This is a genomic window from Peptoniphilus indolicus (genome assembly GCF_900454665.1).
GTDB lineage: Bacteria > Bacillota > Clostridia > Tissierellales > Peptoniphilaceae > Peptoniphilus > Peptoniphilus indolicus.
The window spans coordinates 1,783,465-1,808,247 of record NZ_UGTH01000001.1; the positions used below are offsets into that span (position 1 = coordinate 1,783,465).

27 protein-coding genes, 1 pseudogene, 1 riboswitch and 2 other annotated features are annotated in these 24,783 nt (G+C 33.5%); of the genes and pseudogenes, 23 read left to right on the top strand and 5 right to left on the bottom strand.

What is annotated here, in order from left to right; translation table 11 throughout:
• Window positions 1-4 precede the first annotated feature (4 nt).
• Window positions 5-1,171 carry a M20 metallopeptidase family protein gene (locus DYE58_RS08550; protein WP_004821405.1) on the top strand — a complete coding sequence of 389 codons (1,167 nt, stop codon included), beginning with the start codon at window positions 5-7 and terminating at the stop codon, window positions 1,169-1,171.
• An 80-nt stretch (window positions 1,172-1,251) separates the two neighbouring features.
• Here the strand turns inward: DYE58_RS08550 and DYE58_RS08555 are convergent, their stop codons facing one another.
• Window positions 1,252-1,461, bottom strand: coding sequence for a TOBE domain-containing protein (locus DYE58_RS08555; protein ID WP_004821407.1), 210 nt, complete (start codon window positions 1,459-1,461; stop codon window positions 1,252-1,254).
• A gap of 377 nt (window positions 1,462-1,838) precedes the next feature.
• Here DYE58_RS08555 and thrS point away from each other — a divergent pair, with 377 nt between their 5' ends.
• The 7 genes from thrS (at window position 1,839) to ilvB (ending at window position 10,543) form a co-directional block, all read left to right on the top strand.
• Window positions 1,839-3,746 (top strand): threonine--tRNA ligase, encoded by a 1,908-nt coding sequence (thrS, locus tag DYE58_RS08560; RefSeq protein ID WP_040552373.1) that lies wholly within the window; start codon window positions 1,839-1,841, stop codon window positions 3,744-3,746.
• 178 nt (window positions 3,747-3,924) lie between these two features.
• Entirely contained in the window at window positions 3,925-4,323 is a 399-nt protein-coding gene (locus DYE58_RS08565) for a hypothetical protein (RefSeq protein WP_004821412.1), read from the top strand.
• A gap of 162 nt (window positions 4,324-4,485) precedes the next feature.
• Window positions 4,486-5,352 (top strand): hypothetical protein, encoded by an 867-nt coding sequence (locus DYE58_RS08570; protein ID WP_115312208.1) that lies wholly within the window; start codon window positions 4,486-4,488, stop codon window positions 5,350-5,352.
• A gap of 45 nt (window positions 5,353-5,397) precedes the next feature.
• Window positions 5,398-5,634 (top strand) — a binding site (T-box leader).
• 49 nt (window positions 5,635-5,683) lie between these two features.
• Window positions 5,684-5,918: a binding site (T-box leader), on the top strand.
• Between the two features lie 54 nt (window positions 5,919-5,972).
• Window positions 5,973-6,197, top strand: a complete 225-nt coding sequence (locus tag DYE58_RS08575; protein WP_004821420.1) for an ACT domain-containing protein — start codon at window positions 5,973-5,975, stop codon at window positions 6,195-6,197.
• Between the two features lie 21 nt (window positions 6,198-6,218).
• Complete coding sequence (gene ilvC / locus DYE58_RS08580; protein ID WP_004821421.1) at window positions 6,219-7,211, top strand: ketol-acid reductoisomerase; 993 nt, start codon at window positions 6,219-6,221, stop codon at window positions 7,209-7,211.
• Window positions 7,212-7,222: 11 nt separating this feature from the next.
• Window positions 7,223-8,872, top strand: coding sequence for a dihydroxy-acid dehydratase (gene ilvD, locus DYE58_RS08585; RefSeq protein WP_004821423.1), 1,650 nt, complete (start codon window positions 7,223-7,225; stop codon window positions 8,870-8,872).
• Between the two features lie 9 nt (window positions 8,873-8,881).
• Complete coding sequence (ilvB, locus tag DYE58_RS08590; protein WP_004821425.1) at window positions 8,882-10,543, top strand: biosynthetic-type acetolactate synthase large subunit; 1,662 nt, start codon at window positions 8,882-8,884, stop codon at window positions 10,541-10,543.
• Window positions 10,544-10,595: 52 nt separating this feature from the next.
• Here ilvB and DYE58_RS08595 read toward each other — a convergent pair whose 3' ends face one another.
• The gene (locus DYE58_RS08595) at window positions 10,596-11,603 is read right to left on the bottom strand and encodes an MBL fold metallo-hydrolase (protein WP_004821427.1); all 1,008 of its coding nucleotides are present in this window, start codon (window positions 11,601-11,603) and stop codon (window positions 10,596-10,598) included.
• 258 nt (window positions 11,604-11,861) lie between these two features.
• Between DYE58_RS08595 and hydE the strand changes: the two genes are divergently transcribed.
• The 14 genes from hydE to DYE58_RS08660 all read left to right on the top strand — a co-directional run bounded on the left by hydE (window position 11,862) and on the right by DYE58_RS08660 (window position 21,139).
• Window positions 11,862-12,938, top strand: a complete 1,077-nt coding sequence (gene hydE / locus DYE58_RS08600) for a [FeFe] hydrogenase H-cluster radical SAM maturase HydE (RefSeq protein WP_050794623.1) — start codon at window positions 11,862-11,864, stop codon at window positions 12,936-12,938.
• The gene (gene hydG, locus DYE58_RS08605) at window positions 12,919-14,331 is read left to right on the top strand and encodes a [FeFe] hydrogenase H-cluster radical SAM maturase HydG (RefSeq protein ID WP_004821433.1); all 1,413 of its coding nucleotides are present in this window, start codon (window positions 12,919-12,921) and stop codon (window positions 14,329-14,331) included. Before hydE ends, hydG begins: the two co-directional genes overlap by 20 nt.
• Entirely contained in the window at window positions 14,306-15,439 is a 1,134-nt protein-coding gene (locus tag DYE58_RS08610) for a GTPase (protein WP_004821435.1), read from the top strand. Before hydG ends, DYE58_RS08610 begins: the two co-directional genes overlap by 26 nt.
• Before the next feature lie 21 nt (window positions 15,440-15,460).
• Entirely contained in the window at window positions 15,461-15,628 is a 168-nt protein-coding gene (locus DYE58_RS11075; RefSeq protein WP_004821437.1) for a hypothetical protein, read from the top strand.
• 124 nt (window positions 15,629-15,752) lie between these two features.
• Window positions 15,753-16,058 carry a 50S ribosomal protein L21 gene (gene rplU / locus DYE58_RS08615; protein ID WP_004821439.1) on the top strand — a complete coding sequence of 102 codons (306 nt, stop codon included), beginning with the start codon at window positions 15,753-15,755 and terminating at the stop codon, window positions 16,056-16,058.
• Complete coding sequence (locus DYE58_RS08620; protein ID WP_004821441.1) at window positions 16,058-16,402, top strand: ribosomal-processing cysteine protease Prp; 345 nt, start codon at window positions 16,058-16,060, stop codon at window positions 16,400-16,402. Before rplU ends, DYE58_RS08620 begins: the two co-directional genes overlap by 1 nt.
• Complete coding sequence (gene rpmA / locus DYE58_RS08625; RefSeq protein WP_004821442.1) at window positions 16,402-16,680, top strand: 50S ribosomal protein L27; 279 nt, start codon at window positions 16,402-16,404, stop codon at window positions 16,678-16,680. The genes DYE58_RS08620 and rpmA overlap by 1 nt, the downstream gene beginning before the upstream one ends.
• Before the next feature lie 114 nt (window positions 16,681-16,794).
• Window positions 16,795-18,060: a GTPase ObgE gene (gene obgE, locus DYE58_RS08630; protein WP_004821444.1), complete on the top strand. Its 1,266-nt coding sequence runs from the start codon at window positions 16,795-16,797 to the stop codon at window positions 18,058-18,060.
• 7 nt (window positions 18,061-18,067) lie between these two features.
• Entirely contained in the window at window positions 18,068-18,355 is a 288-nt protein-coding gene (yhbY, locus tag DYE58_RS08635) for a ribosome assembly RNA-binding protein YhbY (protein ID WP_004821446.1), read from the top strand.
• Between the two features lie 10 nt (window positions 18,356-18,365).
• Window positions 18,366-18,959, top strand: coding sequence for a nicotinate-nucleotide adenylyltransferase (nadD, locus tag DYE58_RS08640; protein WP_004821448.1), 594 nt, complete (start codon window positions 18,366-18,368; stop codon window positions 18,957-18,959).
• Complete coding sequence (yqeK, locus tag DYE58_RS08645; protein ID WP_004821451.1) at window positions 18,956-19,531, top strand: bis(5'-nucleosyl)-tetraphosphatase (symmetrical) YqeK; 576 nt, start codon at window positions 18,956-18,958, stop codon at window positions 19,529-19,531. Before nadD ends, yqeK begins: the two co-directional genes overlap by 4 nt.
• Entirely contained in the window at window positions 19,515-20,420 is a 906-nt protein-coding gene (locus DYE58_RS08650; protein ID WP_004821453.1) for an LCP family protein, read from the top strand. The genes yqeK and DYE58_RS08650 overlap by 17 nt, the downstream gene beginning before the upstream one ends.
• Window positions 20,421-20,768, top strand: coding sequence for a ribosome silencing factor (rsfS, locus tag DYE58_RS08655; RefSeq protein ID WP_004821456.1), 348 nt, complete (start codon window positions 20,421-20,423; stop codon window positions 20,766-20,768).
• Window positions 20,765-21,139 (top strand): RidA family protein, encoded by a 375-nt coding sequence (locus DYE58_RS08660; RefSeq protein WP_004821457.1) that lies wholly within the window; start codon window positions 20,765-20,767, stop codon window positions 21,137-21,139. The genes rsfS and DYE58_RS08660 overlap by 4 nt, the downstream gene beginning before the upstream one ends.
• Before the next feature lie 126 nt (window positions 21,140-21,265).
• On the opposite strand, the gene DYE58_RS08665 is transcribed toward DYE58_RS08660, so the two are convergent.
• Entirely contained in the window at window positions 21,266-21,766 is a 501-nt protein-coding gene (locus DYE58_RS08665; protein ID WP_115312210.1) for an IS630 family transposase, read from the bottom strand.
• A 5-nt stretch (window positions 21,767-21,771) separates the two neighbouring features.
• The gene (locus DYE58_RS08670; RefSeq protein ID WP_115312211.1) at window positions 21,772-22,290 is read right to left on the bottom strand and encodes a helix-turn-helix domain-containing protein; all 519 of its coding nucleotides are present in this window, start codon (window positions 22,288-22,290) and stop codon (window positions 21,772-21,774) included.
• Between the two features lie 70 nt (window positions 22,291-22,360).
• On the opposite strand from DYE58_RS08670, the pseudogene DYE58_RS11205 reads away from it, so the two are divergent.
• Window positions 22,361-22,576 (top strand): annotated as a pseudogene (locus DYE58_RS11205) (transposase); the annotation flags it as partial.
• A gap of 165 nt (window positions 22,577-22,741) precedes the next feature.
• On the opposite strand, the gene DYE58_RS08680 reads toward DYE58_RS11205, so the two are convergent.
• Window positions 22,742-24,427: a Na/Pi cotransporter family protein gene (locus DYE58_RS08680; RefSeq protein ID WP_004821460.1), complete on the bottom strand. Its 1,686-nt coding sequence runs from the start codon at window positions 24,425-24,427 to the stop codon at window positions 22,742-22,744.
• Between the two features lie 141 nt (window positions 24,428-24,568).
• Window positions 24,569-24,684, top strand: a riboswitch (FMN riboswitch).
• Window positions 24,685-24,783 lie beyond the last annotated feature (99 nt).

The following is a 24,783-nucleotide window of genomic DNA, read 5'->3' on the forward strand; positions in this document are numbered from 1 at the left end:
AGAAATGAATATAGAACTTACAAGAGAAGAAGAAAACAAAATTTTAGAATTTAGACACTATATGCACGAATATCCAGAACTTTCTAATATGGAGTTCAACACTACAAAAAATATAAAAGAATTTTTGAGTACAATTGATGGAGTTGAGATAATTCCACTTGACGTTGAAACGGGAGTGGTTGCTAAAATAAAAGGAGCTAAAGAGGGGAAGACCATAGGGATTAGATGTGATATAGATGCAATCAGCCAAACAGAAAAGTATAATTGGGAGTATAAGTCAAAAGTTGATGGAGTAATGCATGCTTGTGGTCATGATTTTCATACTGCTTCGCTACTTGGAGCGGCAATCATTTTAAGTAAATTGAGAAGTAAAATGCAAGGAAATACTATTTTACTTTTCCAAAAAGCTGAAGAGACTACCACTGGTGCAAAAGAAATGTTAGAAGCAGGACTTTTAGAAATTACAAAACCGGATATGTTCTTCGGTCTACACAATTGGCCTTTAGTACCGGCAGGAAAAGTAATTTGCAAAAATGGAGCACTTATGTCAGCAAAGACAAATTTTGAAATAGAAATTATTGGAAGAGGAGGACACGGTTCAATGCCTCATTTAAATATTGACCCAATAGTTTGTACCTCAGCTGTGATAATGTCTTTACAAACTGTTTTGAGTAGAAATATAGACCCTTTTGAACAAGTTGTATTTTCTATAAATTATGTAAACGGCGGGAGTAAAGAAAATTTAGTTGTAGATAATACAATAATGACAGCTACAATTCGTTCGTTGAGTAGTGAAGCTATGACAAGAGCCAAAGAGAGAATGGAGAGAATTGTAAAAGACACTTGTTCCGCCTATGAATGTGATTATAAAATTACATACTATGAAGATATCCCTCTAACGTTCAATTCAGGAGAAATGTATAATTTAGCCGTTAAAGCTGCTGGGAAAATAGTTGGAAGAGAAGATATAATTGATATAAAACCGACAATGGCTAGTGAAGACTTTGCAATTATAATGCAAAACGTTCCGTCATTTATGTATTGGTTTGGAAGTGGAATAGTTGGCGCAGAAAATCAAGCACTACACCATTCATATTATCATGCAGCAGATAGTGGAATAAAAACAGCATCCGAAGTTTTGGCAAGCGCAGTTATAACAGCTCAAGAATAAAGTTTTTGATTGTTAAGTAAAAATATTTAGGTGATGTTGCAGAGTAGAATCATCTATTCTGCAACATCACCATAAATTTATTATTCAACACCAACCATTACGTTGCTTGTTTTTACAATCGCACTTGCTTCTTTTCCAACTTCAAGGCCAAGTTCTTCAATAGCAGTATTTGTAATAGATGAAGTGATTACTACATCATTTCCAAGGTCGATTTTAACGATTCCGTTAACTGCTCCCTTTTGAATTTCAACAATTTTACACTTAAACATGTTATGTGCGATAATTTTCATAAATTTTCCTCCTAAAAAATTTTTAAAAAATTTTGCTTTTATTTTACACTTATCACTAATGAAAGATAAATTTAATTAAGGAAAATAAAATTATTGATTATTTTCCCAAGTTGTGCTATCATATCTTACAACGTTGAAGGGACGAGTAGTATAACTATCTCTTTAGAGAGGAGCCGGTTGGTGAAAGGCTTTGAGTAACGATATGAAAACTAACCCTGAGTACTTCGGTAATGCGAAGCGTGTAGGTCGCGATAAGACTTTTGAGGAGCAATTAAGGTGGAACCACGGTCTAACGTCCTTTTGGGATGTTGGGCTTTTTTTATTGTTTAGGTTTCGCTGTATCCACTAAGATATTGTGGAATATATTGGAGGAGAAAATGATAGTAAGATTACCAGATGGTTCAGAAAGAAAATATGATTCAGAAAAAACTGTAAAAGAATTAATTCTTGATATTTCAGAAGGACTTGAAAGAGCAGCAGTTGGTGCAGTTGTAAATGGCGAAGTTAGAGGAAAACTTGAAGTTGTAAATGAAGATTGTGATTTTAAAGTTGTAAAATTTGAAGATAAAGAGGGAAAACAAATTTTCTGGCACACAACTTCTCACGTTATGGCTTATGCAATACAAAGATTGTATCCGGATTCAAAATTTGCAATAGGACCTGCAATAGACAATGGATTCTACTATGATATAGATGTTGAGCATAGATTTGTACCTGAAGATTTAGAAAAAATAGAAGCTGAAATGAAGAAGATTGTAAAAGAAGCTTACGAAGTTGAAAAATTGTCATTGCCAAGAGCAGAAGCAATTGAAATGTTCGAAAAAGCTGGACAAGATTACAAACTTGAATTAATTGAAGGCTTAGAAGATGAAAATATAACTCTTTACAAAATAGGAGATTTCTACGACCTATGTAAAGGACCACACCTTGATACAGTAAAGAATATCAAGGCTATAAAATTAAATTCAATTGCCGGTGCATACTGGAGAGGCGACGAGAACAATAAGATGCTTCAAAGAATTTATGGTATTTCATTTGAAAAGAAAAAACAACTTGATGAATACATTGAGAGAATGGAAGAAGCTGAAAAGAGAGATCACAGAAAGCTTGGAAAAGAGCTTGAACTTTTCACAATGCACGAAGAAGGTCCAGGATTCCCATTTTTCCACCCAAATGGAATGTTAGTTAGAAATATACTTTTGAACTGGTGGAGAGATGAACTTCTACAAAATGGATATGGAGAAATTTTGACTCCAATAATTCTAAATGAAGAATTGTGGCACAAGAGCGGACATTGGGATCACTACAAAGAAAATATGTACTTTACTAAAATAGATGGTGGCGATTATGCAGTAAAACCTATGAACTGTCCAGGTTCTACAATAGTTTATGCATCAAGTCCACACTCTTACAGAGAACTTCCAATCAGACTTGCAGAGTACGGTCAAGTACACAGACATGAACTTTCAGGAGCGCTACACGGACTATTCAGAGTAAGAACATTTACTCAAGATGATGCCCATGTATACTGTCTGCCATCTCAAATCGAAGAAGAAGTCTTTAAGTTAATTGATTTAGCAGATAAATTATATGGAACTTTTGGATTTAAATACACAGTAGAGCTTTCAACAAGACCTGATGACTTTATGGGTGATATAGAGTCTTGGAACAAAGCAGAAGCAGCTCTTGAAGCAGCTTTGAAAGATAGAGGAATGGAATATACTATAAACGAAGGAGACGGTGCATTCTACGGTCCTAAGATTGACTTCCACCTTGAAGATGCAATTGGAAGAACATGGCAATGTGGTACAATCCAACTTGATTTCCAAATGCCTATTAACTTTGACTTAACTTATATAAATGAAAATGGAGAAAAGGCAAGACCTGTAATGCTACACAGAGCATTATTCGGTTCAATAGAAAGATTCCTTGGAATTTTAATTGAACACTTTGCAGGTAAATTCCCACTATGGCTAGCTCCAGTACAAGTTGCAGTAATACCTGTATCAGACAAATTTGCAGAAGGTGCAAACAAAGTTGCTGATAAGTTAAGAGCAGCCGGATTAAGAGTTAAATTGGATGGAAGAGCAGAAAAGGTAGGCTACAAGATACGTGAAGCACAAGTTAAGAAAATTAACTATATGCTTGTAGTTGGAGAACAAGAAATTCAAAGTGGAAAACTTTCTGTAAGAAAGAGAAACGGAGAAGAAATCAAAGACGTTGAAGTTGAAGATTTCATAGCTGACTTACAAAAAGAAATTGCAGAAAAAACAATAACTGAATAAGATTTCAAACCTACTGTTTTAAGAGTGATTTAGAATAGTAGGTTTTTTGTTGGAAATTTTAAAAAAGTATTTTTTTTTTTTTTTTTTTTGCGGTGATATAATGTATATATAATTTAGTAATTGGGTAACGTAAAACATTGATGGTTTAAAGTAATATCTATAAGGAGAGTGTTGTTAGATGAGTATTATAAAGAGAAAATCAAAATTAATTTTGATTAGTATTGCCGTTGCATTACTTGGAACATTGATTGTTGGATGGAATTTTATAAATCGAGAATATGTTGTTGAATCAAGTCAACTATTGGGGGTAGCATGTCCTAACCCTATTGCAAAAGCAGAGTTTAAATTGATTAGAGACATAGAGGTAAAAAGCTCGGAATTTAACAAAGAAGCAACAATCTATTTTTTAGATAATTATGGAGCAATATTAGGCGAACAGATGGATATAAAGCTAGGGGAAAAGATATTGGCAAAAATGCCAAAAACATATTCCAGCAAGAGTTTTTATGTTAAAGCTACTCCAAAAAACATCATTGATGATTCTATTATGTACAATTTTGAAGTAACTTTTAAGTAAGATATAGAGGGGGAGAATTAAATTTCTTCTCCTTTTTTGTTGACTTAAACAAAGTTTTAAATGAACTAATTTAACTGAATAAGGTTTGTATTTTTATTTGTATTGCGTTAGTATAATAAATATAGAGAAAATATAATATATATTGTAATTGGTGGAGGAGTTATGAGCAAAAAAGTTAAAATTTTCTTTATAGCTTTGATTGTTTTTTTATTATATAGAGGATATTTAAATTTAAAGAATGAAATAATTTCATTGAACGACCAAATAGTAAATAATAATCTTAGATTAAGCGAAATACAATCGCAGTTGCATCAATTAAAAGAAGGAAATAAATCAATTTTAATGAAAAAAGATATTTCATTCAATAATTTGAACATAGAGAATAATACAGTAGAGTGCACAGTTAGTTTGACTTTAAAAAGGAGTTTTAATAATTCAAAAGTTTTGATTAATGTAAATGGTATTGAAAAAAATACTGAATTAGAAAATGGAAGTTATATATATAGGGATGTTTTACCAATAAATAGCAATTTAAAATTAGGTTTACTTAGTATTTACAATGAGTCTGTTAAAGAGGTAGAAAATCTGAATTATGAAGCAAGTGTTTTAAATACTGTTTTAGGTGAATGTTATATTAATGTTCCATGGGAATATAGTTTTTTTGAAGAAAAAGATAAAGGTGATGTTTTTGAAATGGACTTTGATGGTGGAATATATACTACTTTTCAAGGTGAATGGAGAAAAATACCGAAAAAAATTGATTTTGTATTGTTAGTAAATGATAGAGAAAAATATAGGCACTCAATTATACCAACTGATAAGGGAACAAACTATATGAGGGGAGATATAAAGAGTAGAAAGTACAAATTTTTAAAGAATGATAGAGTGCTAGTTAATTTTGAAGTGGAAGATGAGCATGGATATATACACGTTATTCCTAAGCTATATAGGGTCATAGGAGATAAAGATTCTTCAAATAAAATTGAGCTTATACAAACGGTAAAAGATAAAAATGGAAATTTAATTTAAAAACTGTTGCAAAAATATTTTTCATCATTTATAATAAGTAAAAGTTAAAAAATACTGATATGGAAGAGTAGATAAAGTGAGTTTTAAAGAGATGTGTCGGTTGGTGCGAGACACAATACAAGTTTTATTGAAAATCGCCATTGAGTAATGATACTGAAAGAGGAGTAAGTATTGTCGGGATCTCCCGTTATAGAGATATTCATTGTTGAATTGAGAGCATCATTTTAAAGATGAAGAAGAGTGGTACCGCGGAAAATAGTTTATATATCTTTCGTCTCTTCACAAATGTGAAAGGACGGAAGATTTTTTTATGTCCTTAATTTATAATTTGATATTTACTGATATGGAAGAGTAAATAAAATGAGTCTTAAAGAGATGTGTCGGTTGGTGCGAGACACAATACAAGTTTTATTGAAAATCGCCATTGAGTAATGATACTGAAAGAGGAGTAAGTATTGTCGGGATCTCCCGTTATAGAGATATTCATTGTTGAATTGAGAGCATCATTTTAAAGATGAAGAAGAGTGGTACCGCGGAAAATAGTTTATATATCTTTCGTCTCTTCACAAATGTGGAAAGACGGAAGATTTTTTTATTTTAGGATTTAGGAGGAGAAAGTTATGGAAACAAAAGTTTATGCAAATTTATTACAAGGTATGGATTCTTTTTTGAGAATCGCAATGACACTCAGACGAAGAGAGTTAAAGCTTAAATCACTAAGTATGTCGACTGATTGTAATGAGATGGTGATAGTTTTGAATGAACAGGAAACTTCTTCTCAATCTGTGCTAAATCATATGCAAAAGTTATGTGATGTTGGAAATGTAAGAGTTGTAGTAGGATAAATTTTTAGTAGGAGGAATAAAATGGCAAAGATGTATTATGATAAGGATGTAAATTTAGATTCGTTAAAGAGCAAGAAAGTGGCAGTGGTTGGTTATGGTAGCCAAGGTCATGCTCATGCTCAAAATTTAAGAGATAGTGGCTGTGATGTTGTAATAGCACTATATGAAGGAAGCAAGTCTGCTGAAGTTGCAAAGGCAGATGGCTTTGATGTACTTAGCGTTGCAGACGCAACTAAGCAAGCTGATGTTTTGGTTATGCTAATCCCTGATGAAAAACAAAAAAAGGTATATGAAAATGAAATTGAACCTAATTTGAGAGAAGGTCAAACTTTGGTGTTTGCACATGGATTCAATATTCACTTTGGACAAATAAAACCTCCTACGAATGTCAATGTTATTATGGTAGCGCCTAAAGGACCGGGGCATTTAGTTAGAAGAGTGTTTGTTGATAACAGCGGTGTTCCGGCTGTGTTCGCAGTTGAAAATAATTACACAGGGGATGCTGAGAGTTTAGTTTTACAATATGCAAAAGGAATTGGAGCGACAAGAGCAGGTGTGCTTGAAACAAGTTTTAAAGAGGAAACTGAAACAGATTTATTTGGAGAACAAGCGGTCTTGTGTGGTGGGGTTAATGCTTTGATGAAAGCTGGTTTTGAAATTCTTGTTGCAGCTGGATATCAAAAGGAAGTAGCATATTTTGAATGTCTTCATGAAATGAAATTGGTCGTAGATTTACTCTATGCCGGCGGATTTGAAGGGATGAGATACAGCATAAGTGACACAGCTGAATATGGAGATTATGTTTCTGGTGGAAGAATTATAGATGATCACGTAAAAAACTCAATGAAAGAAGTTTTAAGTGATATACAAAGTGGAAAATTTGCAAAAGAATGGATTGCAGAAAATGAAAATGGCAGAGTGAACTTCAATAAGTATAGAGAAGATGCAAAGAATAGTGAAGTTACAGAAGTTGGTAAAAATCTAAGAAGCATGATGAGCTTTTTAAAGAATTAAGGGGATTGAAAATGAAAAGTGAATTAGCTAAGTCAGGACTTACCAAAGCCCCTCACAGAGCATTATTAAAAGCAACGGGTCTTACTGATGAAGAAATTTCAAAGCCATTTGTCGGAATAGTGAATTCATTTAATGAAATTGTTCCGGGACACGTTGGACTAAGAGAAATATCTGAAGCTGTCAAAAGAGGTGTACTAGCAGAAGGTGGCACCCCACTTGAATTTCCGGCAATAGCTGTTTGCGATGGGATATCTATGAATCACGAAGGAATGAAGTATTCTCTTGTGAGCAGAGAAGTTATTTGCGACAGTATAGAAATAATGGCAAGAGCTCATTCACTTGATGCTCTTGTATTGATACCAAGTTGTGATAAAGTTGTTCCAGCCATGTTGATGGCGGCCGCAAGAGTTAATATTCCATCAATAATTATAAGTGGAGGTCCAATGTTGGCAGGTAAATTCAATGGAGAAAATGCCGATATAACTACAGTTTTTGAAGCTGTTGGGAAAGTTGCTAACAATAAAATGAATTGTGATGATTTAAAATGTTTGGAAGAGTCAGCTTGTCCAACTTGTGGCTCGTGTTCAGGAATGTTCACTGCAAATTCAATGAACTGTATGACAGAGGCTCTTGGAATGGCACTCAATGGAAATGCTTCAATACCGGCAGTTTATGCAGATAGAAAAAGACTTGCAAAATACGCCGGAATGAAGATTATGGAACTACTTAAAAAAGATTTAAAACCAAGAGATATAATGACAAAAAAAGCGTTCCACAATGCCTTGACAGTGGATATGGCGCTTGGTTGTTCAACGAATACAGTATTGCATTTAACAGCAATAGCACACGAAGCAGGAGTTGATATAAATTTAGATTTAATAAATGAAATCAGCTCAAAGACACCAAATTTGTGTAAACTAAGTCCGGCTGGAAATCACTATATGGAAGATTTGCACCTTTCAGGCGGTGTAAAAGCTGTAATGAACGAACTCAGCAAGATGGATTTAATAAATTTAGACACAAAGACAGTGTACGGAACAGATATGAGAAGCACATTAGTCGAAAAGAAAAATAGTGAAGTGATTAGGGATTTCACAAACCCATATTCAAATGAAGGTGGAATAAAAGTTTTAAGAGGAAATTTAGCTCCAGACGGGGCCGTTATAAAAAAATCGGCAGTTGATGCGAGCGTAAAAGTTTTTGAGGGAAGTGCTAAAGTATATAACTCAGAAGATGAAGCAGTGAGTGCAATCCTTTCAGGAAAGATAGTTGCAGGAGATGTTGTTGTTATAAGATACGAAGGTCCAAAAGGTGGGCCGGGTATGAGAGAAATGCTAACGCCTACTGCCGCGCTTTCAGGAATGAATTTAGATAAAGATGTATGCCTTTTGACAGACGGAAGATTTTCAGGGGGCACAAGAGGATTTTGTATAGGACACATTTCACCGGAAGCATACGAAGGTGGAATGATGGGTTTAATTGAAGATGGAGATACAATAAAAATTGATTTAGAAAAATCAACACTTGATGTAGTGATGGACGAAGTTGAATACACAAAGAGAAGAGAAAACTTTGAGCCATTGAAAAAACAAGTTGATGGATATTTATCTAAGTATGTCAAGTTGGTATCTTCAGCAGATAAGGGAGCAATTTGCAGTTAGGAGTAGGTTATGAACGGAGCTGAATTAGTTTTAGAGTGTTTAAAAAAAGAGGGAGTAGATACCTTGTTTGGTTATCCCGGAGGAGCAGTAATCCCTCTGTATGACGCTTTATACGATTATAAAAAAGATTTTTTACACATTAGAACTTCTCACGAACAAGGACTTGTGCACGCAGCTGATGGATATGCAAGAAGTACCGGCAAAACGGGAGTATGTATAACTACATCAGGTCCTGGGGCGACAAATGCAATAACGGGAATAGCTACAGCATATATGGATTCAACTCCAATGGTAATAATAACAGGTCAAGTTCCAACTTCAATGCTTGGAAAAGATTCTTTCCAAGAGATAGACATAACTGGAATGACACTTTCAGTTACAAAACACAGCTATCTATTGAGAGATACTAAAGACATAGTGCCTACCATAAAAGAAGCATTTAAAATTGCGCAAAGCGGTAGAAAAGGACCTGTGTTAATAGACATACCTAAAAACCTATTTGTAGAAGAAATAGACTTTGAACCATTTCAAAATCTAAAAGAAGAAATCGCAGAAGAATTTGTTGAAAAAACTGAAGAAACTGATGTAGATGAACTTGTAGAACTTATAAGAGAGTCAAAAAGGCCGGTGATATATGCCGGCGGAGGGATAAAAACTCAAGACTCAATCAATGAATTAGTTGAGTTTGCAAAAAAAATGGACATTCCAGTTTTAAATACATTAATGGGATTGGGAAGCATAGATAGAAATGAAGAATTGTCACTTGGACTTATGGGAATGCATGGATTTAGAGAGGCAAACTTTGCAATTTCAAAAGCTGATTTAGTTATTGCAATAGGCACGAGATTTAGCGACAGAGGTACGGGAGTTTGCAGTGCCTTTGCTGCGAATGCAAAGATAGTTCACATAGAAATAGACAAGAGTGAACTTGGAAAAAACATCACACCGTATTTGAAAGTCTTGGGATATAGTAGAGAAGTTTTGAAAAAATTAGTTGAAACTATGGAGCCAATGGAACATAGCGAGTGGAGAGATGAAATAAATTCATATAAGAACACAGATAAATTAGATGAAAATTTATTCCACCCTCAAAATATTCTAAGAGTTGCCAATGAAGTTTTGGAAGATAAAAATGGTACAATAGTGACAACAGATGTAGGACAACATCAGATGTGGACAGCACAACACTGGAAATTCAAACAAGGTAGAAACTTTGTAACATCAGGCGGACTTGGAACTATGGGCTTTGGACTTGGAGCAGCAATAGGCTCAGCAGTTGGAAATCCAAACAAGAGAGTAGTCCTTGTGACAGGAGATGGAAGTTTTAGAATGAATTTAAATGAGTTGGCAACAGTAAGAGATTATAATCTACCGATTGTAATTTTGTTGTTTAATAATCATTCACTGGGTATGGTTAGACAGTGGCAAAAACTTTTTTCTAACGAAAGATATTCAGAAACGGATATATCATTTAACATAGACTATCTAAAATTGTGCGAGTCATTTAGTATAAAAAGCTATGAAGTGGAAAATTTAAATGAGTTACAGAGAATCTTAAAAGAAGCCGACACAAATGAACCGTTATTTGTTCAATGTAATATAGACAAAGACTTTGATGTATATCCAATAGTTCCACCAAATGAGGTCTTGGAAAATTTAATAATTGGATAAAAAATCCCCTTGTTCACAAAAGAATTAAGGGGTTTCTCAATATGTTTAAATATTAGTTTTTCGGAAATATATTTTCAATAGTATTTTTTAATTTTTTAAAGTATAAAATTCCATTTTTGTTTTCCATACTCAAATTACCTGTGTATAATAAGTGCTCAGCGTGTGACATGGTTTCTCCGGTTGCAAACCACTTTTGTGGCTTTGGAAACTCATTCCAATTATCAGCCCTTATCTTCCAAGTAATCATAGAAGAAAGGTCTTTAATAGTGTATTCTTTTTCATTATCCATTACATCTAAAATCTCTTGCAATCTGTTTTTGTGATGGATAAATAATTCTTCGATTCGTTCTTTATGGTTGTCTATTATTCTTCTATGAGAAGAAAAGATATATTTTAAATCCATTTTATTCAACTTAGAGAGAGTTTTAAAATAAGTTCCAAGAATATCAGGATATTCAAAACCCCAAAAAGTTATATTTGGTGTTATCGGGTCTAGAACGGTATCGGCACCAAATAATATTTTGTGATTTTTATCATAAAGTCCTATGTGCCCGGGGGTATGACCTTTCAAATTCAAAACTTCAAATTCATAATCATCAATTTTTAAAGTGTCTCCAAATTTGAGTTCAATAAATTCAACAGGATGGTCGAGTTTAAAATTATAACCTGGGTTGTCAGCTATGGTCATTTCATCTTCATCGACACCATATAGATGTTTAAAACCATCCATCATATTCCAATAAGTGTCATTACTCATTGAATTTATAAATTTTCCATCAACTTTACTTGCATATATTTTGCAATTGGAATCACTGAATAAATTTACAAGTCCACTGTGGTCGGCGTGTAGATGAGTGATAACCAAGTCCACATCTTTTATCTCAAGTCCAAGCTCGCTAAGGCCGTCTAATAAATCGGTCTTTGATTCAGGTTTGTTATATCCAGTGTCAACCAATAAATTTCTGTCTACTCCCTTGATGACATAAGAATTTATAGCCTTTAAAGGGCTTTTAGGCAAAGTAACTTCAAACGTATATATATTTTTAAAAACTTCTTTCATAAGCAACTCCTTTATGATTTTAATATACCCAAAGTATAAAAACACAAAGAATAAAATTTGTAAAAAGCAAATAAAAGTATACTGTTTTTAGTTGCTTTGAAATATTTAGAGAGAATTTTTATAAGTTTAGAAAATTTAAAATTCAAGCCATTTAAAGACATAAAATAATTTTAATTTTAATGCAAACCAATTTATTTAAATTTAATATTAATACTGTTGTTTTGTGCTATAATTTTCTTAGTTTGTGAGGATATTAAGATGGATAAAAAGATTTTTAAAAATGATATTTATCTAGTTTTTGATAAATTGTTAAAGACGAGAAACTTAAAACTAGAAGAATTTGAATTGCTAATAGAAAATAGAGATATGATATTAGATGAAGTATATCTTTCGGCAAAAGCAATTACAAAAAGATTTTTCAATAAAGAAATATATGTTAGAGGGCTTATAGAAATTTCAAATTGTTGCAAAAATGATTGCTACTACTGTGGAATAAGAGCTTCAAATCGTGATGTAAATAGATACAGACTTTCTAGAGAAGAAATATTAGAGAGTGTGAAGCTCGGAACGGAAATAGGATTTAAAACTTTTGTATTACAAGGTGGAGAAGATAAAGGTTTTAAAGATGAAGAACTGATAGAGATAATTAGAGAGATTAAAAAAATCAATCCTGAAACGGCGATAACTCTGTCAGTTGGCGAAAAAGAATTTGATGTTTTGGAGAAATATAGATTGGCGGGAGCTGATAGATTTCTATTGAGACACGAAACCAAAAATCAAGAACATTACTATAAACTCCATCCAAAATCTATGAGCCAAGAGCATAGGTTACAAGCTTTAAGTAATTTAAAAAAGCTTGGGTTTCAAACAGGCTCAGGAATTATGGTTGGGTCACCAGGGCAGACAGTATCAAACATAGCAGAGGACTTAGTCTATCTATCGGAGTTAAATCCTGAAATGGTTGGGATAGGACCTTTTATACCGGCTAAAGGGACACCATTTGAAAATGAAGATAGTGGGTCGGTGGAACTTACGGTGTTTTTACTATGCATTTTGAGAATTATGTTCCCAAGGGCAAATATACCGGCTACGACTTCACTTGCGACACTGTCAAAAGAGTGGAGAGATAAGGCGATAGAATACGCGGCGAATGTATATATGCCGAATATGACACCAACTTACAGAAGAAAAGATTATGCATTGTACAAAGATAAAGCTTGTTTCAAAATAGAAGCGGCAGAGAATTTAGAAGAATTGAAAAATATGTTTGGGGAATTAGGTTACCATATTGTTATGAATAGAGGAGATTTTAAAGATGTACAACGTAAAAAGTAAGTTAGCTACTGAATTTATAGATAATGATGAAATTTTAGAATCATTAAAATACGGGGAAAAAAATAAAGATAACTATGAATTACATAGACAACTTTTAGAAAAAGCCAGAAGTTTAAAGGGACTTGCACATAGAGAAGCTGCTATTTTATTAAACTGTGAAGATGAAAAAATCATAGAAGAGATGAAGTCCATAGCAAGAGAGATAAAAGAAAAGTTTTATGGAAATAGAATCGTACTCTTTGCACCACTTTATTTATCAAACTATTGTGTGAATGGTTGTGTGTACTGCCCTTATCATAGCAAAAATAAGAGTATTCCAAGAATAAAACTTACACAAGAAGAGATAAGACAAGAAGTAATCGCGTTGCAAGATATGGGACATAAGAGAATAGCAGTTGAGCTGGGGGAAGACCCAGTAAACAATCCGTTAGATTATGTGTTGGAAAGTATAAAGACAATTTACGATACAAAGCATAAAAATGGTTCAATCAGAAGAATCAATGTAAACATAGCCGCTACAGACGTTGAAAGCTATAAAAAATTAAAAGAAGCCGGAATAGGAACGTATATACTTTTCCAAGAGACATATAACAAAGAAAATTACGAAGCACTTCATCCAACAGGACCAAAATCAAACTACGCATACCATACAGAAGCAATGGATAGAGCAATGGAAGCGGGAATAGATGATGTTGGGATTGGTGTACTATACGGACTTGAAAACTATAAATATGAGCTCATAGGCCTATTAATGCACGCAGAACATTTAGAAGCCACATTTGGAGTCGGTCCACACACAATTTCAGTGCCGAGAATTTGCCCGGCTGATGACATAGATACAGAAGATTTTAAAAACGCATTAGACGATGAAACATTTGAAAAATTAATAGCCCTCATTAGAATAGCAGTTCCATACACAGGAATGATAATCTCCACAAGAGAATCTATGGAAATGAGAAGAAAGGCTCTTGACCTTGGGGTAAGTCAAATATCGGGGGGCTCAAGAACAGCTGTCGGAGGATATATAAAAGATATAGAATCTGAGTCGGCACAATTTGATGTATCAGATAGAAGGTCATTGCAAGAAGTAGTTAACTGGCTTTTAGAACTTGGACACATACCAAGTTTTTGTACAGCTTGTTACAGAGAAGGAAGGACAGGAGATAGATTTATGAGTCTTTTAAAGAGCGGACAAATCGTGAACTGTTGCCATCCAAATGCATTGATAACCCTTGAAGAATATATGTGCGACTATGGAAATGAAAAGACTCTTGAAGAGGGAAATAGAATAATAGAAGAAAATTTGAGAGTAATAAAGAATGAAAAAGTTAGAGAGAGAACTAAAGAATACTTGGAGAAAATAAAAAGTGGAGAAAGAGATTTTAGATTCTAAAGGAATTAAAGTTCCAAAGGGAAACAGAATTCATATAGGGATTTTTGGAAGCACAAATGCAGGAAAATCGACATTGGTAAATTTGTTGACAGGGCAGGAAACATCACTCGTGTCGAGTGTTTCAGGAACTACTACAGATCCGGTTTATAAACCGATGGAGATTCAAGGCGTTGGTGCTACAACGCTAATAGATACCGCGGGATTCGACGACTATTCAGAACTTGGAGAAAAGAGAGTCGAGCGTACAAAAAAAGTATTAGAAGAGTGTGATATTTTAATATATATTGAAAGGAATCAGACTAATGATGAACTTTTGGAAATATTAAAGAGCATAAAAAAACCTCTTATAAAGATAAATAACTCCGGCTCAGAAAAAAAAGGATACACCAAATTTGTCAAAGAAGAAATTTTAGCAAAGATAAGAGAAGTCGCAAAAGAATTGATAGGCGAAAGGCCATTGCTAGAAGGACTTTTAGTAGGTGGAGAAACTGTTGTGTTGGTAATGCCACAAGACTTGCAAGCCCCTAAGGGCAGATTGATTTTGCCACAGGTTCAAGCTATTAGATCCCTTCTAGATTTAGGATGTTCTGTTTTTTCTTGTAAAACAGATGATTTAGAGAGGACTTTAAACCTTTTAAAACACGAGCCGGATATGATAATAACAGATTCGCAAGTCTTTGCAGAGGTATATAAACTAAAACCTAAAAACTCTAAGATAACTTCATTTTCTATACTAATGGCAAGAGCCAAGGGTGATATAACAGAACTTGTAAAAGGCGCAGAAAAAATAGATAAGTTAGATGAAAACTCTAAAATTTTAATTTCAGAAGCTTGTACACACGCTCCACTTGAAGAAGACATAGGGAGAATTAAAATTCCAAAGATGCTAAGAGCAAAGTATGGAGATATGCAAATAGATTTTTCAAGAGGACTAGATTTCCCGAAAGAACTAGATTATGACTTGATAATTATGTGTGGAAGTTGTATGTTTAATAGAGCGAGGGTAATGAATCGAATAGAAAAGGCAAAAAACGCTAGAGTCCCAGTTACAAACTATGGACTAACAATATCAAAATTAAAAGGGATTTTAGATAAAGTGGAGTACTAGTCTTTATGAGGAGAATATGGATTGAAAGATTTTATTATTGGATTGATAATTTTATTGATAGGTCTTGTATTTTATTTTACTAATTTATTCAGTAGATGTACTCAAATAATTTTTGGGTTTGTGGTTCTTATATATTTGAGTTATTCAGGTTATAAAAATTTTAAGGAATTAAATAGCTCAAAAAAGTGAATTTTAATAGCTTTTTTCTTGCAAAACACAAGCCTTTGTGTTAACATACCAAGAGTAACCGCACGAACTAGGTTTAAAATTTAATTACCTATTAGGCGAGTCTTGAAAATGAGGAGGTGCTACAGTGTACGCAGTAATCGAAACAGGTGGTAAACAATACCAAGTTAAAGTTGGAGACAAGGTTAAGGTTGAAAAGTTAGACGTTGAAGAAGGTTCTAACATAAGTTTTGACAAAGTCCTTTTAGTTGGTGGAGAATCTACTAAGATTGGTAAGCCTTATGTTGAAGGAGCTAAAGTAGAAGCTAAAGTTCTTGCACAAGCTAAGGATAAGAAAATTGTTGTTTTCAAATACAAATCTAAGAAGAACGAAAGAAAGAGAAGAGGACACAGACAACCATACACGTTAGTAGAAATCAGTGCTATTAACTAATGGTTGAGGTAACTCTTTATAGGGAAGATGATTTATATTTCGGATTTAGCTCTAAGGGGCATGCTGATTATGGAGATTCTGAGTATGATATTGTGTGTGCAGGGGTTTCAATTCTCACTCAAACACTTTATTTTCAAGCAATAAACAATTTGGGTATTGCTGAAGGGGATATCTATGATGAACAAGATTCGGGATATTTAAAGGTAGTTTTCAAAAATAAATCTGATTATATAAAGTTACAAGATAGTTTCTTATTTTTAATTGAGGGACTAAGCTTGTTGGAAAAAAATTACTCGGAGCATGTGATGCTTAAAGTAGATAACAACTCACAGGAGGTGGGATAATGATAAAGTTTGATTTACAGTTATTCTCTTCTAAGAAGGGTGTAGGTTCATCAAAGAACGGTCGTGATTCTAATTCTAAGAGACTTGGAGTTAAGAGAAGTGACGGACAACCTGTACTTAGCGGTAACATTATTGTAAGACAAAGAGGTACTAAGTTCCATCCGGGACTAAACGTTATGCGTGGTAACGATGATACACTGTTTGCAACTGCAGATGGAGTAGTTAAATTCGAAACTAAGGGCAGAGGTAACAAAAAGATAGTTAGCGTTTACGCTTAAACACAAAAGTCGTAGAAACCTACGGCTTTTTTTCTTAGAAATATTATAGAAATCTTAGCTTTACTTTAATAAGTTTGGCAGGATTTAAATGATATAATTAAAGAGTGATGAAATATGTTTATAGATAGAGCTGAGATAAAATTACAAGCGGGTCATGGCGGAGATGGAGCCGTGGCTTGGAGAAGAGAAAAATATGAGCCGGCTGGCGGTCCTGCAGGTGGAAACGGAGGACGTGGCGGAGATATTATCATAAAGACTGATTCAGGTTTGCATACTCTTATGGATTTTAGATATAAAAGGGTTTATAAGGCTGAGAGTGGCGGAAATGGAATGAACAAGCTAAAGTTTGGCAAAGACGGCGAAGATATAGTGTTGCGTGTTCCTGTGGGAACTCTTGTAAAAGATGCTAAGTCTGGCGGAGTTATAGTTGATTTAAAGAGTGTTGATGATGAGTTTGTCATCTGCAAAGGTGGACGTGGTGGAAAGGGAAATGCGAAGTATACTACTTCTACTAGACAAGCACCTTCTTTTGCACAGGCTGGTACTCGTGGTCAAGAAAGGGAAGTTATTCTTGAGTTAAAGATGCTTGCGGATGTAGGACTTGTAGGTTTTCCTAATGTTGGTAAGTCTACTATGCTTTCTGTTGTAACTGCGGCTAAGCCTAAGATTGCAAATTATCATTTCACAACTTTGACGCCTAATCTTGGTGTTGTAAGTCTTGGAAATGAGATGAGTTTTGTGCTTGCAGATATTCCTGGTCTTATTGAGGGAGCAAGTGAGGGAATTGGCCTTGGTGATGAATTTTTAAAACACGTTGAGAGAACCAAGGTTTTGATTCACGTAATTGATGCTTCTGGACAAGAGGGTAGGGACCCAATTGAGGATTTCTACAAAATCAATGAGGAATTGAAGAATTACAATGAAAGGCTTTCTCAAAAAAGGCAAGTTATATTTTTAAATAAGACTGATATACCTGGGAGTGAGGAGAATGTTGAAAGGGTAAAGAAAGAGTTATCTAATTATAAGATATTTACTGGTTCAGCGGCCACTACTGAAAATTTAAATGAGCTCATGAAGGCTGTTTATACTGAACTTCAAAGTGTTGAAGAGCAGGAATATGAAACTTATGACGAAATCCACGTTGAAGAGGAAGTTCGTGAAGATGGAATCAAGGTATATACAGAAAATGATGAGTTTATTGTAGATGGACCTTATATTGACAAATTGTTGAGGTCTACTAATTTTGAAGATAGAGATTCACTTCGTTATTTCCAAGAGAATTTGAGAAAGAACGGAGTTGTGGAAAAACTTAAGGAACTTGGCGTAGGAGAAGGTGACTCAGTGTTTATCGGAGACTACGAGTTTGAGTTCTTTGAATAGGAGTAAAATGTTAACAGGAAAGCAAAGATCATATTTAAAGTCAATTGCCAACACTTTAAATCCATTGATTCAAGTTGGCAAAGGTGGTATTGGAGATGGAGTGCTATCTCAAATAGATAAGAGTTTGGAAGACCATGAGTTGGTCAAGATAACTGTTCTAAAGAATTCACCTGTAGAAGCAAGAGAGATTGTAGAAGAGATATTAGATGCTACAAATGCTGAGTTTGTACAACAAATAGGAAATAAACTTACTATTTATAGAGAATCTAAGGAAAATAAAAAAATAGAGCTGTAAGGTTTAAATAATGAAAAAGTATGGCATAATGGGTGGGACTTTCAATCCTATTCATCTTGGACATTTGATGATAAGTGAATATATTAGAGTGGACATGGAACTTGATGAGATAATTTTTGTTCCAACTGGAAATCCACCTCATAAGAAAACTACTGATGCAAGTCTTAGATATGAGATGGTTGAGTTGGCAGTTCAGGAAAATGAGTATTTTTCTATTTCAGATATTGAAGTGAAAAATAGTGACATAAGCTACACTGTGGACACTATTTCTAATTTAGAAGGTAAGCTTGACGGAAAATTTTATTTTATAATTGGTTCAGACACTCTTTTTCAATTAAAGACCTGGAAAAAGATAGATCTTTTATTTAAAAAGGTTGAGTTTATTTGTGCTATTAGACCTGAATATGTGTCTACTCAAATTTTGGCTCTTGAGCTGAAGTATTTAAAGCAAAAGTATGATGCCAAGATTCACATAATTGAAACTCCGCTTTATGAAATTTCGTCTACTGATTTGAGAAATAGAATTTCTAAGGATAAATCAGTTAAGTATCTCATTCCAGATGTTGTTATAGATTTTATAAAAGAGAAGGAATTGTACAAGTGATAGAAAAATATAGAGAGGAAATAATCTTCTTAATAGGAGAAAAGAGATTTGAACACACTTTAAGAGTGGCAGATGAAGCTCAAAAACTTGCTAATAGATATGGTGTTGATATTGAAAAAGCTAAGATAGCGGGCCTTTTTCACGACTGTGCAAAGATAAGAAATTTGAGTTTGCTACTAGAAAAATGCAGGGAATATAATCTTGAGCTCACTCATGATATGCATTTTTCACCACAGATAATTCATTCTTTTTTGGGCGCTGAAATAGCGAAGCAAAGATACGGAATAGATGATGAAGAAATTTTAAATGCTATAAGATTTCATACTACTGGCAGAGCTAACATGACTATGTTGGACAAGGTTATATACTTGGCTGATTATATAGAGCCTATGAGAAACTTTAATGGTGTTGAGAGGGCTCGTAAGTTGAGTTATGAGGACATTGATTTAGCTATGCTTGAAAGTTTAAATAATACAATTTTATTTTTGGCAAAAGATATGAATTATATTGCGAGATATACTTTTGATGCCAGAAATTATTTATTGGAGATGAAGAATGGGAAGGTTTTTTAAGGCGTTTTTTGCTACATTATTAATTCTTATTGTAGTGTTTGTAGGGTCTATAGGATATTTTTTATTAAAAAACCATATTGAAAATCCTAGTGATTTCTTTAATGAAGTGTTTAATGATAGTACTAAAAGAGAAACTTTTATAGTTATGGGAGTGGACGTAAAGGACGTTAAGAATATTGAAAATGGCACACGTTCAGATACTATGATGATTGTAAGTATTGATACCGGGACTGGAAAGACTGATATAATTTCTGTGCCGCGTGATACTTATGCTAAGATTGAGGGACATGGAAGACAAAAATTAAATCATTCTTTCAATTTTGGTGGTCCTGAGTTGACTTTAAAGACTATTAATGATACGCTGGGAACAAATATAAAGAATTATGTTGTAGTGGACTACGGCTTTGTAAAAAAGGTAACTGATGTAGTTGATGGAGTGGAAGTGGACGTTCCTATGGATATGAAATATAATGATGAGTATTCTGATCCTCCTCTACATATAGATCTTAAAAAGGGTGTCCAAACTTTAAATGGCGAAGAGGCTATACAGTTTTTAAGATTTAGAAAGGGCTATGTCAATCAAGATTTAGGTAGGGTTGAAGCTCAGCAACAATTTGCCGGAGCTTTTTTGTCGAAGTTGAAGGAGCCTAAAACTTGGCTTAAGGCACCACTTTTACTGCAGGCGTATGAGCAATATACTGATACCAATATGCCTTTTTCAACTGTTATGAAGCTTGGAAAGAATGTTGGTGGGTTTAGAATGGAAAATATAGAAAAGCATACTTTACCTGGTAGAGCTGGATACAAGAATAAGATTTCTTATTTTTTTCTAGATGAAAAGGCGACGGATAAATTGCTTAGAGAATTGGATTTAAAGCAAGGAGAGTAAATGGTAAATAAAAAACTTGAGATTATAAAAAACGCATGTGAAGATAAAAAGGGCATGGATATTCAAGTTTTGGATATTCAAGAGATGTCAGGTATTGCAGAATATTTTGTCATAGTTAGTGGCAATTCATCAACTCAAGTTTCTGCTATAGCAGATGAAGTTGAAGAAAAGATGGCAGAGGCTGGATTTGAACCTACTAATAAAGAAGGCCGAAATTCAATGAGATGGATTCTATTGGATTTTGATGATATAATAGTACATGTATTCCATAAAGATGAAAGGGAATACTATAATATTGAGAGACTTTGGTCTAATAGAGACAATTTTAGTGACAAGGGGGAAATATGAAAATAATTCAAACAGAAAAGGCACCTGCAGCAGTAGGTCCATATTCACAAGGTACGATAGTTGGTAATTTAGTATTTACTTCAGGACAACTTCCGTTAGTTCCAGAAACTGGGGAATTAGTAACTGATGATATCAAAAAAGCTACTCAACAAAGTTTAGATAATGTAAAGGCTATTGTTGAAGAAGCTGGTTCAAGCGTTGATAAAATTGTAAAAGTAAATATCTTTTTAGATAACATAGCCGATTTTGCAGCAGTAAATGAAGTTTATACTGAATTTTTCGGGGACCACAAACCAGCAAGATCTTGTGTAGAAGTTGGAAAACTTCCTAAAAATGGTCTTCTTGAAATAGAAGCAATTGCTGAATTATAATTTACTTAAGTAGAGCCTTTGAAAGGCTCTATTTTTGGCTCTATGTCAAACATTGGGGAGGCTCATAAAATCGAGCCTCTCATTTTATGTAAAAATCAACACATAGCAGCTAATATTATTATCCTATTAAATATAGATATACAACCAATCCCTATTGGTGATACTTTTAACCATCTCTTTTGTTAATTTATTTATCGTTTCACACAACCTATCCACTACGTCTGATAATGTGTGGAAAAATTCATTTTTAAATCCCATAGTCCTAATTTGTTTCCAAATCTGTTCTATGGGGTTCATTTCTGGTGTATATGGTGGTATATGCATTATTTCTATGTTTTCCGGTATTCTTAATCCTTTGGATTTATGCCATGTTGCTCCATCACATACTAGTAGTATCATATCATTCTTATAGGTTTTGGAGAGTTCTTTTAAAAATATGTTCGTACAGTCTGTATTACAATACGGCAATATTAAAAAGAAGTTTTCTCCTGTTGTTGGTTCTACTGCTCCATAAGTATATCTGTATTCTCTTAAATGATGATAAGGTACTGATGGTCTTATTTTATGGTTACCCCAACAGTATTTCGGCTTATTTATGCGACTGAATCCTACTTCATCTTGGAACATTATTCTTACTTTTTTATCCGGGTTAACGTTTCTAAGTTCTTTTGCTCTGCTGTTAATTTTTTTGAGGTCTCTATGACCTCTTTACTTGCTTTCTTAGGATGTTTACTTCTTGGCATTATTTTTCTAAATCCGTGTCTTTTTAGTACTCTATATATTTGACCCGTTCCTATGGAATGTCCTACAAGCTTTACATATGCTTTTTCTATTTCTTTGGCTGTTACTATTTGTCCACTTTCTGCTTTTTCTTCAAATTGCTTTAGGAATTCTTTTTCTTCTTCAAAGCAGAGATTTCTATGATTGCCTTGTCTTTTTTTATTTTTTAATGCGTTTACAGAATCTTCTCTATATGCTTTTAACCATGCGAACACTGTAGATTTTCCAACATCTAATTTTTCAGATATGGATTTGGCACTGTTGCCTTTAAGTTTTAGTATTATGGCTTTAATCCTTATATATTCTCTTTTGTTATTAGTTTTTTTGAGTTCTACTTCTAATTCTTGAATTTGTTTTTGTATATCTTTCATAATATTATTATACTACATTAAATCACACAATTGTATCTATTGTTTAACGGATATTAGTATAAGTAGGCATATTGGGCAAGATTATCTTCATATATCAGAAGAATACAGGTATACAAAAGTAGGAAAAGAAGAGTATAAAAGAAGAAAAGAAACTATTGAACGTCAATTTGGAAGTGCAAAAGAATTTCATGGATTTAGATATACCAACATGAAAGGTATACAAAAAATGAGAATGAAAGCAGCACTTACATTTGCGTGTCTAAATATGAAAAAATTAGCAAAAATACTTTGGAAGATAGACCTAAATGGAGGTCTTTTACTGGAAAAATTATCAAGATTTTATACGAATCTAAAAAAATACTTTAAAAAGCTAATAATTACAAAACAAACCCAGGAAAAACCTGGGTTTGTCTTCATTCTGATTCTCGGTTATTACCGAGGATTTTTTTGTTTATTCAAAGAATTCAGAAGGATTTGTTTTTTCATCGTGTGTCTTGATTGGCTTGAAAGTTATACGTGCTATGTTGAATGCGTGGTCCCCAATTCTTTCAAGTGTACCGATGATGTCTACAAAAAGAGAAGTTTCTACAGTTGCTTTTACGTGTTTTGTAGTAAGTCTATTGAAATGAGATTCTCTCAACTGATATTCTAACTGATTTAATTTGTTTTCATCATCTTTCATTGTATCGTAAAGAGTTATATCATTAGTTTTAAAAACTTCCACAGCATTTACATAGATGTTGCTTATAAGGTCATATACATCTTTTAATTCTTCCATTGCATCTTCGCTTATCTTTTCTCCTGAATCATAAATCATTGCATAGTATTCTGCTAAATTTTGAGCCAAGTCTGAAATTCTTTCGAAGTTTTTTTGAACTTGTAAATCTACTGAGTATTCCAAAATCATATCTGAAGATAGATTCTCTTTTGAAATTTTTAGTAGGTAAGTTGCTATTTCTGTGTCTTGTGAGTTTACTATCTCTTCTATTTGGTTTACTTTGTCAAAGTATTTTTTATCTCCAGTTTCAAGATATTGTTGTGAAGTTTGAAGAGTTTGAAGAGCTAGCGCAGAAGCAGATTCGATAGCGAGTCTTGCTTGTTTTAAAGCACCGGCTGGGAAATTTTTAATCATTTGTTCATCAAATTCGACTTTACCATAATCAATTGCAAGTTCATCTTTACCAGGTATTAGCTTATCAAGTATTTCACCAAATTTAGAAATGAATGGTAAAAATATTAACATACCTAAGAAGTTGAACATAAAGTGTCCAACAGCTATTGTCATCATTCTATTTAGTGCAAATTTTTCTGATACTAATAGTAGTAAATGATAATATGGTGTTAGCAGTATTAGGAATATTATAGAGACGCCAACGTTGAATATTATATGGAACATAGATGTTTTTTTAGCTGATATTGTTCCTCCAATTGATGCCAAAAGAGCTGTTACTGTAGTACCTATATTGGCACCAAATACTAATCCAAGAGATGCTTTTAGTGTTAGTGCATCTGTTTGGTATAGTGATTGTACAATACCTACGATGGCACTTGAAGATTGTATTACTCCTGTCACTATTGCACCAACTATAGCTCCAAGGACAGGTGTAGTTGACATTTTAACAACAAAAGTTTCAAAGCCTTCAATGTTTTTTAAATCTTTAAGGGCGCCACCCATCATATTCAGTCCAATGAATAAAAGTCCAAATCCTATTATTATTTCACCGGCATAAGTACTTCTCTTTTTGTCAGAGAGCATATATATTAAAACACCAACTAATATAATAAAGTATGCTAAATAATCTAAATCAAAACCTATTAAGATTGCTGTAACTGTAGTACCTATATTGGCACCAAGTGTTATACCTATAGCTTGTTTAAGGTTCATAAGACCTGCTCTAACTAAGCTTATGGCGATTACTGTAGTGGCTGATGATGATTGCATTATACCCGTCATGAGTATACCTACAAATATTGCACTGATTGGAGAAGATGTATATTTTTCTATATAACTTCTAATCTTAGTGCCGGCAAAATTTGTCAAACTATCTCCCATAAGTTTAATACCGTATAGGAAAAGTGCTAAACCTCCTGCTATAAATTGCCAATTAATTTCAGCAAGAGTAATTGTTTGGTCCATTAATTTCCTCCGTATAATTTATTATATAAATAACATCTCTAATTATAACAAATTTTATAATTATGAACCATTTTAAAATTAAAATTTGAGGTTTACTTTTAAAGTTTTTTATGTTATTTTATTAACAAGAAAAACATTTTCATATTTCTTCAGGGCGAGGTGTAATTCCTCACCGGTGGTGATAGTCCACGAGTCGAAAGATTGAATCGGTGAAATTCCGATACCGACGGTTATAGTCCGGATGGGAGAAGAGTATTTATGCAGGATAATTTTATTTTGCTATGATTTGACGTCCATCCGGAGCTCTGTGAGCTTCGGTTTTTTTATGTAAGAAAATATGATTTTGTTTCATTTGT

Bases quoted from the DNA above. Each gene is read 5' to 3' on its own strand.
- nadD (WP_004821448.1), top strand. From the start codon at position 18,366: ATGAAAAAGTATGGCATAATGGGTGGGACTTTCAATCCTATTCATCTT.
- DYE58_RS08620 (WP_004821441.1), top strand. From the start codon at position 16,058: ATGGTTGAGGTAACTCTTTATAGGGAAGATGATTTATATTTCGGATTT.
- DYE58_RS08550 (WP_004821405.1), top strand. From the start codon at position 5: ATGAATATAGAACTTACAAGAGAAGAAGAAAACAAAATTTTAGAATTT.
- yhbY (WP_004821446.1), top strand. From the start codon at position 18,068: ATGTTAACAGGAAAGCAAAGATCATATTTAAAGTCAATTGCCAACACT.
- DYE58_RS08665 (WP_115312210.1), bottom strand. From the start codon at position 21,766: ATGTTCCAAGATGAAGTAGGATTCAGTCGCATAAATAAGCCGAAATAC.
- DYE58_RS08650 (WP_004821453.1), top strand. From the start codon at position 19,515: ATGGGAAGGTTTTTTAAGGCGTTTTTTGCTACATTATTAATTCTTATT.
- hydE (WP_050794623.1), top strand. From the start codon at position 11,862: ATGGATAAAAAGATTTTTAAAAATGATATTTATCTAGTTTTTGATAAA.
- ilvD (WP_004821423.1), top strand. From the start codon at position 7,223: ATGAAAAGTGAATTAGCTAAGTCAGGACTTACCAAAGCCCCTCACAGA.
- DYE58_RS08570 (WP_115312208.1), top strand. From the start codon at position 4,486: ATGAGCAAAAAAGTTAAAATTTTCTTTATAGCTTTGATTGTTTTTTTA.
- obgE (WP_004821444.1), top strand. From the start codon at position 16,795: ATGTTTATAGATAGAGCTGAGATAAAATTACAAGCGGGTCATGGCGGA.
- DYE58_RS08670 (WP_115312211.1), bottom strand. From the start codon at position 22,290: ATGAAAGATATACAAAAACAAATTCAAGAATTAGAAGTAGAACTCAAA.
- rsfS (WP_004821456.1), top strand. From the start codon at position 20,421: ATGGTAAATAAAAAACTTGAGATTATAAAAAACGCATGTGAAGATAAA.
- DYE58_RS08680 (WP_004821460.1), bottom strand. From the start codon at position 24,427: ATGGACCAAACAATTACTCTTGCTGAAATTAATTGGCAATTTATAGCA.
- ilvC (WP_004821421.1), top strand. From the start codon at position 6,219: ATGGCAAAGATGTATTATGATAAGGATGTAAATTTAGATTCGTTAAAG.
- DYE58_RS08555 (WP_004821407.1), bottom strand. From the start codon at position 1,461: ATGAAAATTATCGCACATAACATGTTTAAGTGTAAAATTGTTGAAATT.
- DYE58_RS08575 (WP_004821420.1), top strand. From the start codon at position 5,973: ATGGAAACAAAAGTTTATGCAAATTTATTACAAGGTATGGATTCTTTT.
- ilvB (WP_004821425.1), top strand. From the start codon at position 8,882: ATGAACGGAGCTGAATTAGTTTTAGAGTGTTTAAAAAAAGAGGGAGTA.
- DYE58_RS08565 (WP_004821412.1), top strand. From the start codon at position 3,925: ATGAGTATTATAAAGAGAAAATCAAAATTAATTTTGATTAGTATTGCC.
- DYE58_RS08660 (WP_004821457.1), top strand. From the start codon at position 20,765: ATGAAAATAATTCAAACAGAAAAGGCACCTGCAGCAGTAGGTCCATAT.
- DYE58_RS08595 (WP_004821427.1), bottom strand. From the start codon at position 11,603: ATGAAAGAAGTTTTTAAAAATATATATACGTTTGAAGTTACTTTGCCT.
- thrS (WP_040552373.1), top strand. From the start codon at position 1,839: ATGATAGTAAGATTACCAGATGGTTCAGAAAGAAAATATGATTCAGAA.
- hydG (WP_004821433.1), top strand. From the start codon at position 12,919: ATGTACAACGTAAAAAGTAAGTTAGCTACTGAATTTATAGATAATGAT.
- rpmA (WP_004821442.1), top strand. From the start codon at position 16,402: ATGATAAAGTTTGATTTACAGTTATTCTCTTCTAAGAAGGGTGTAGGT.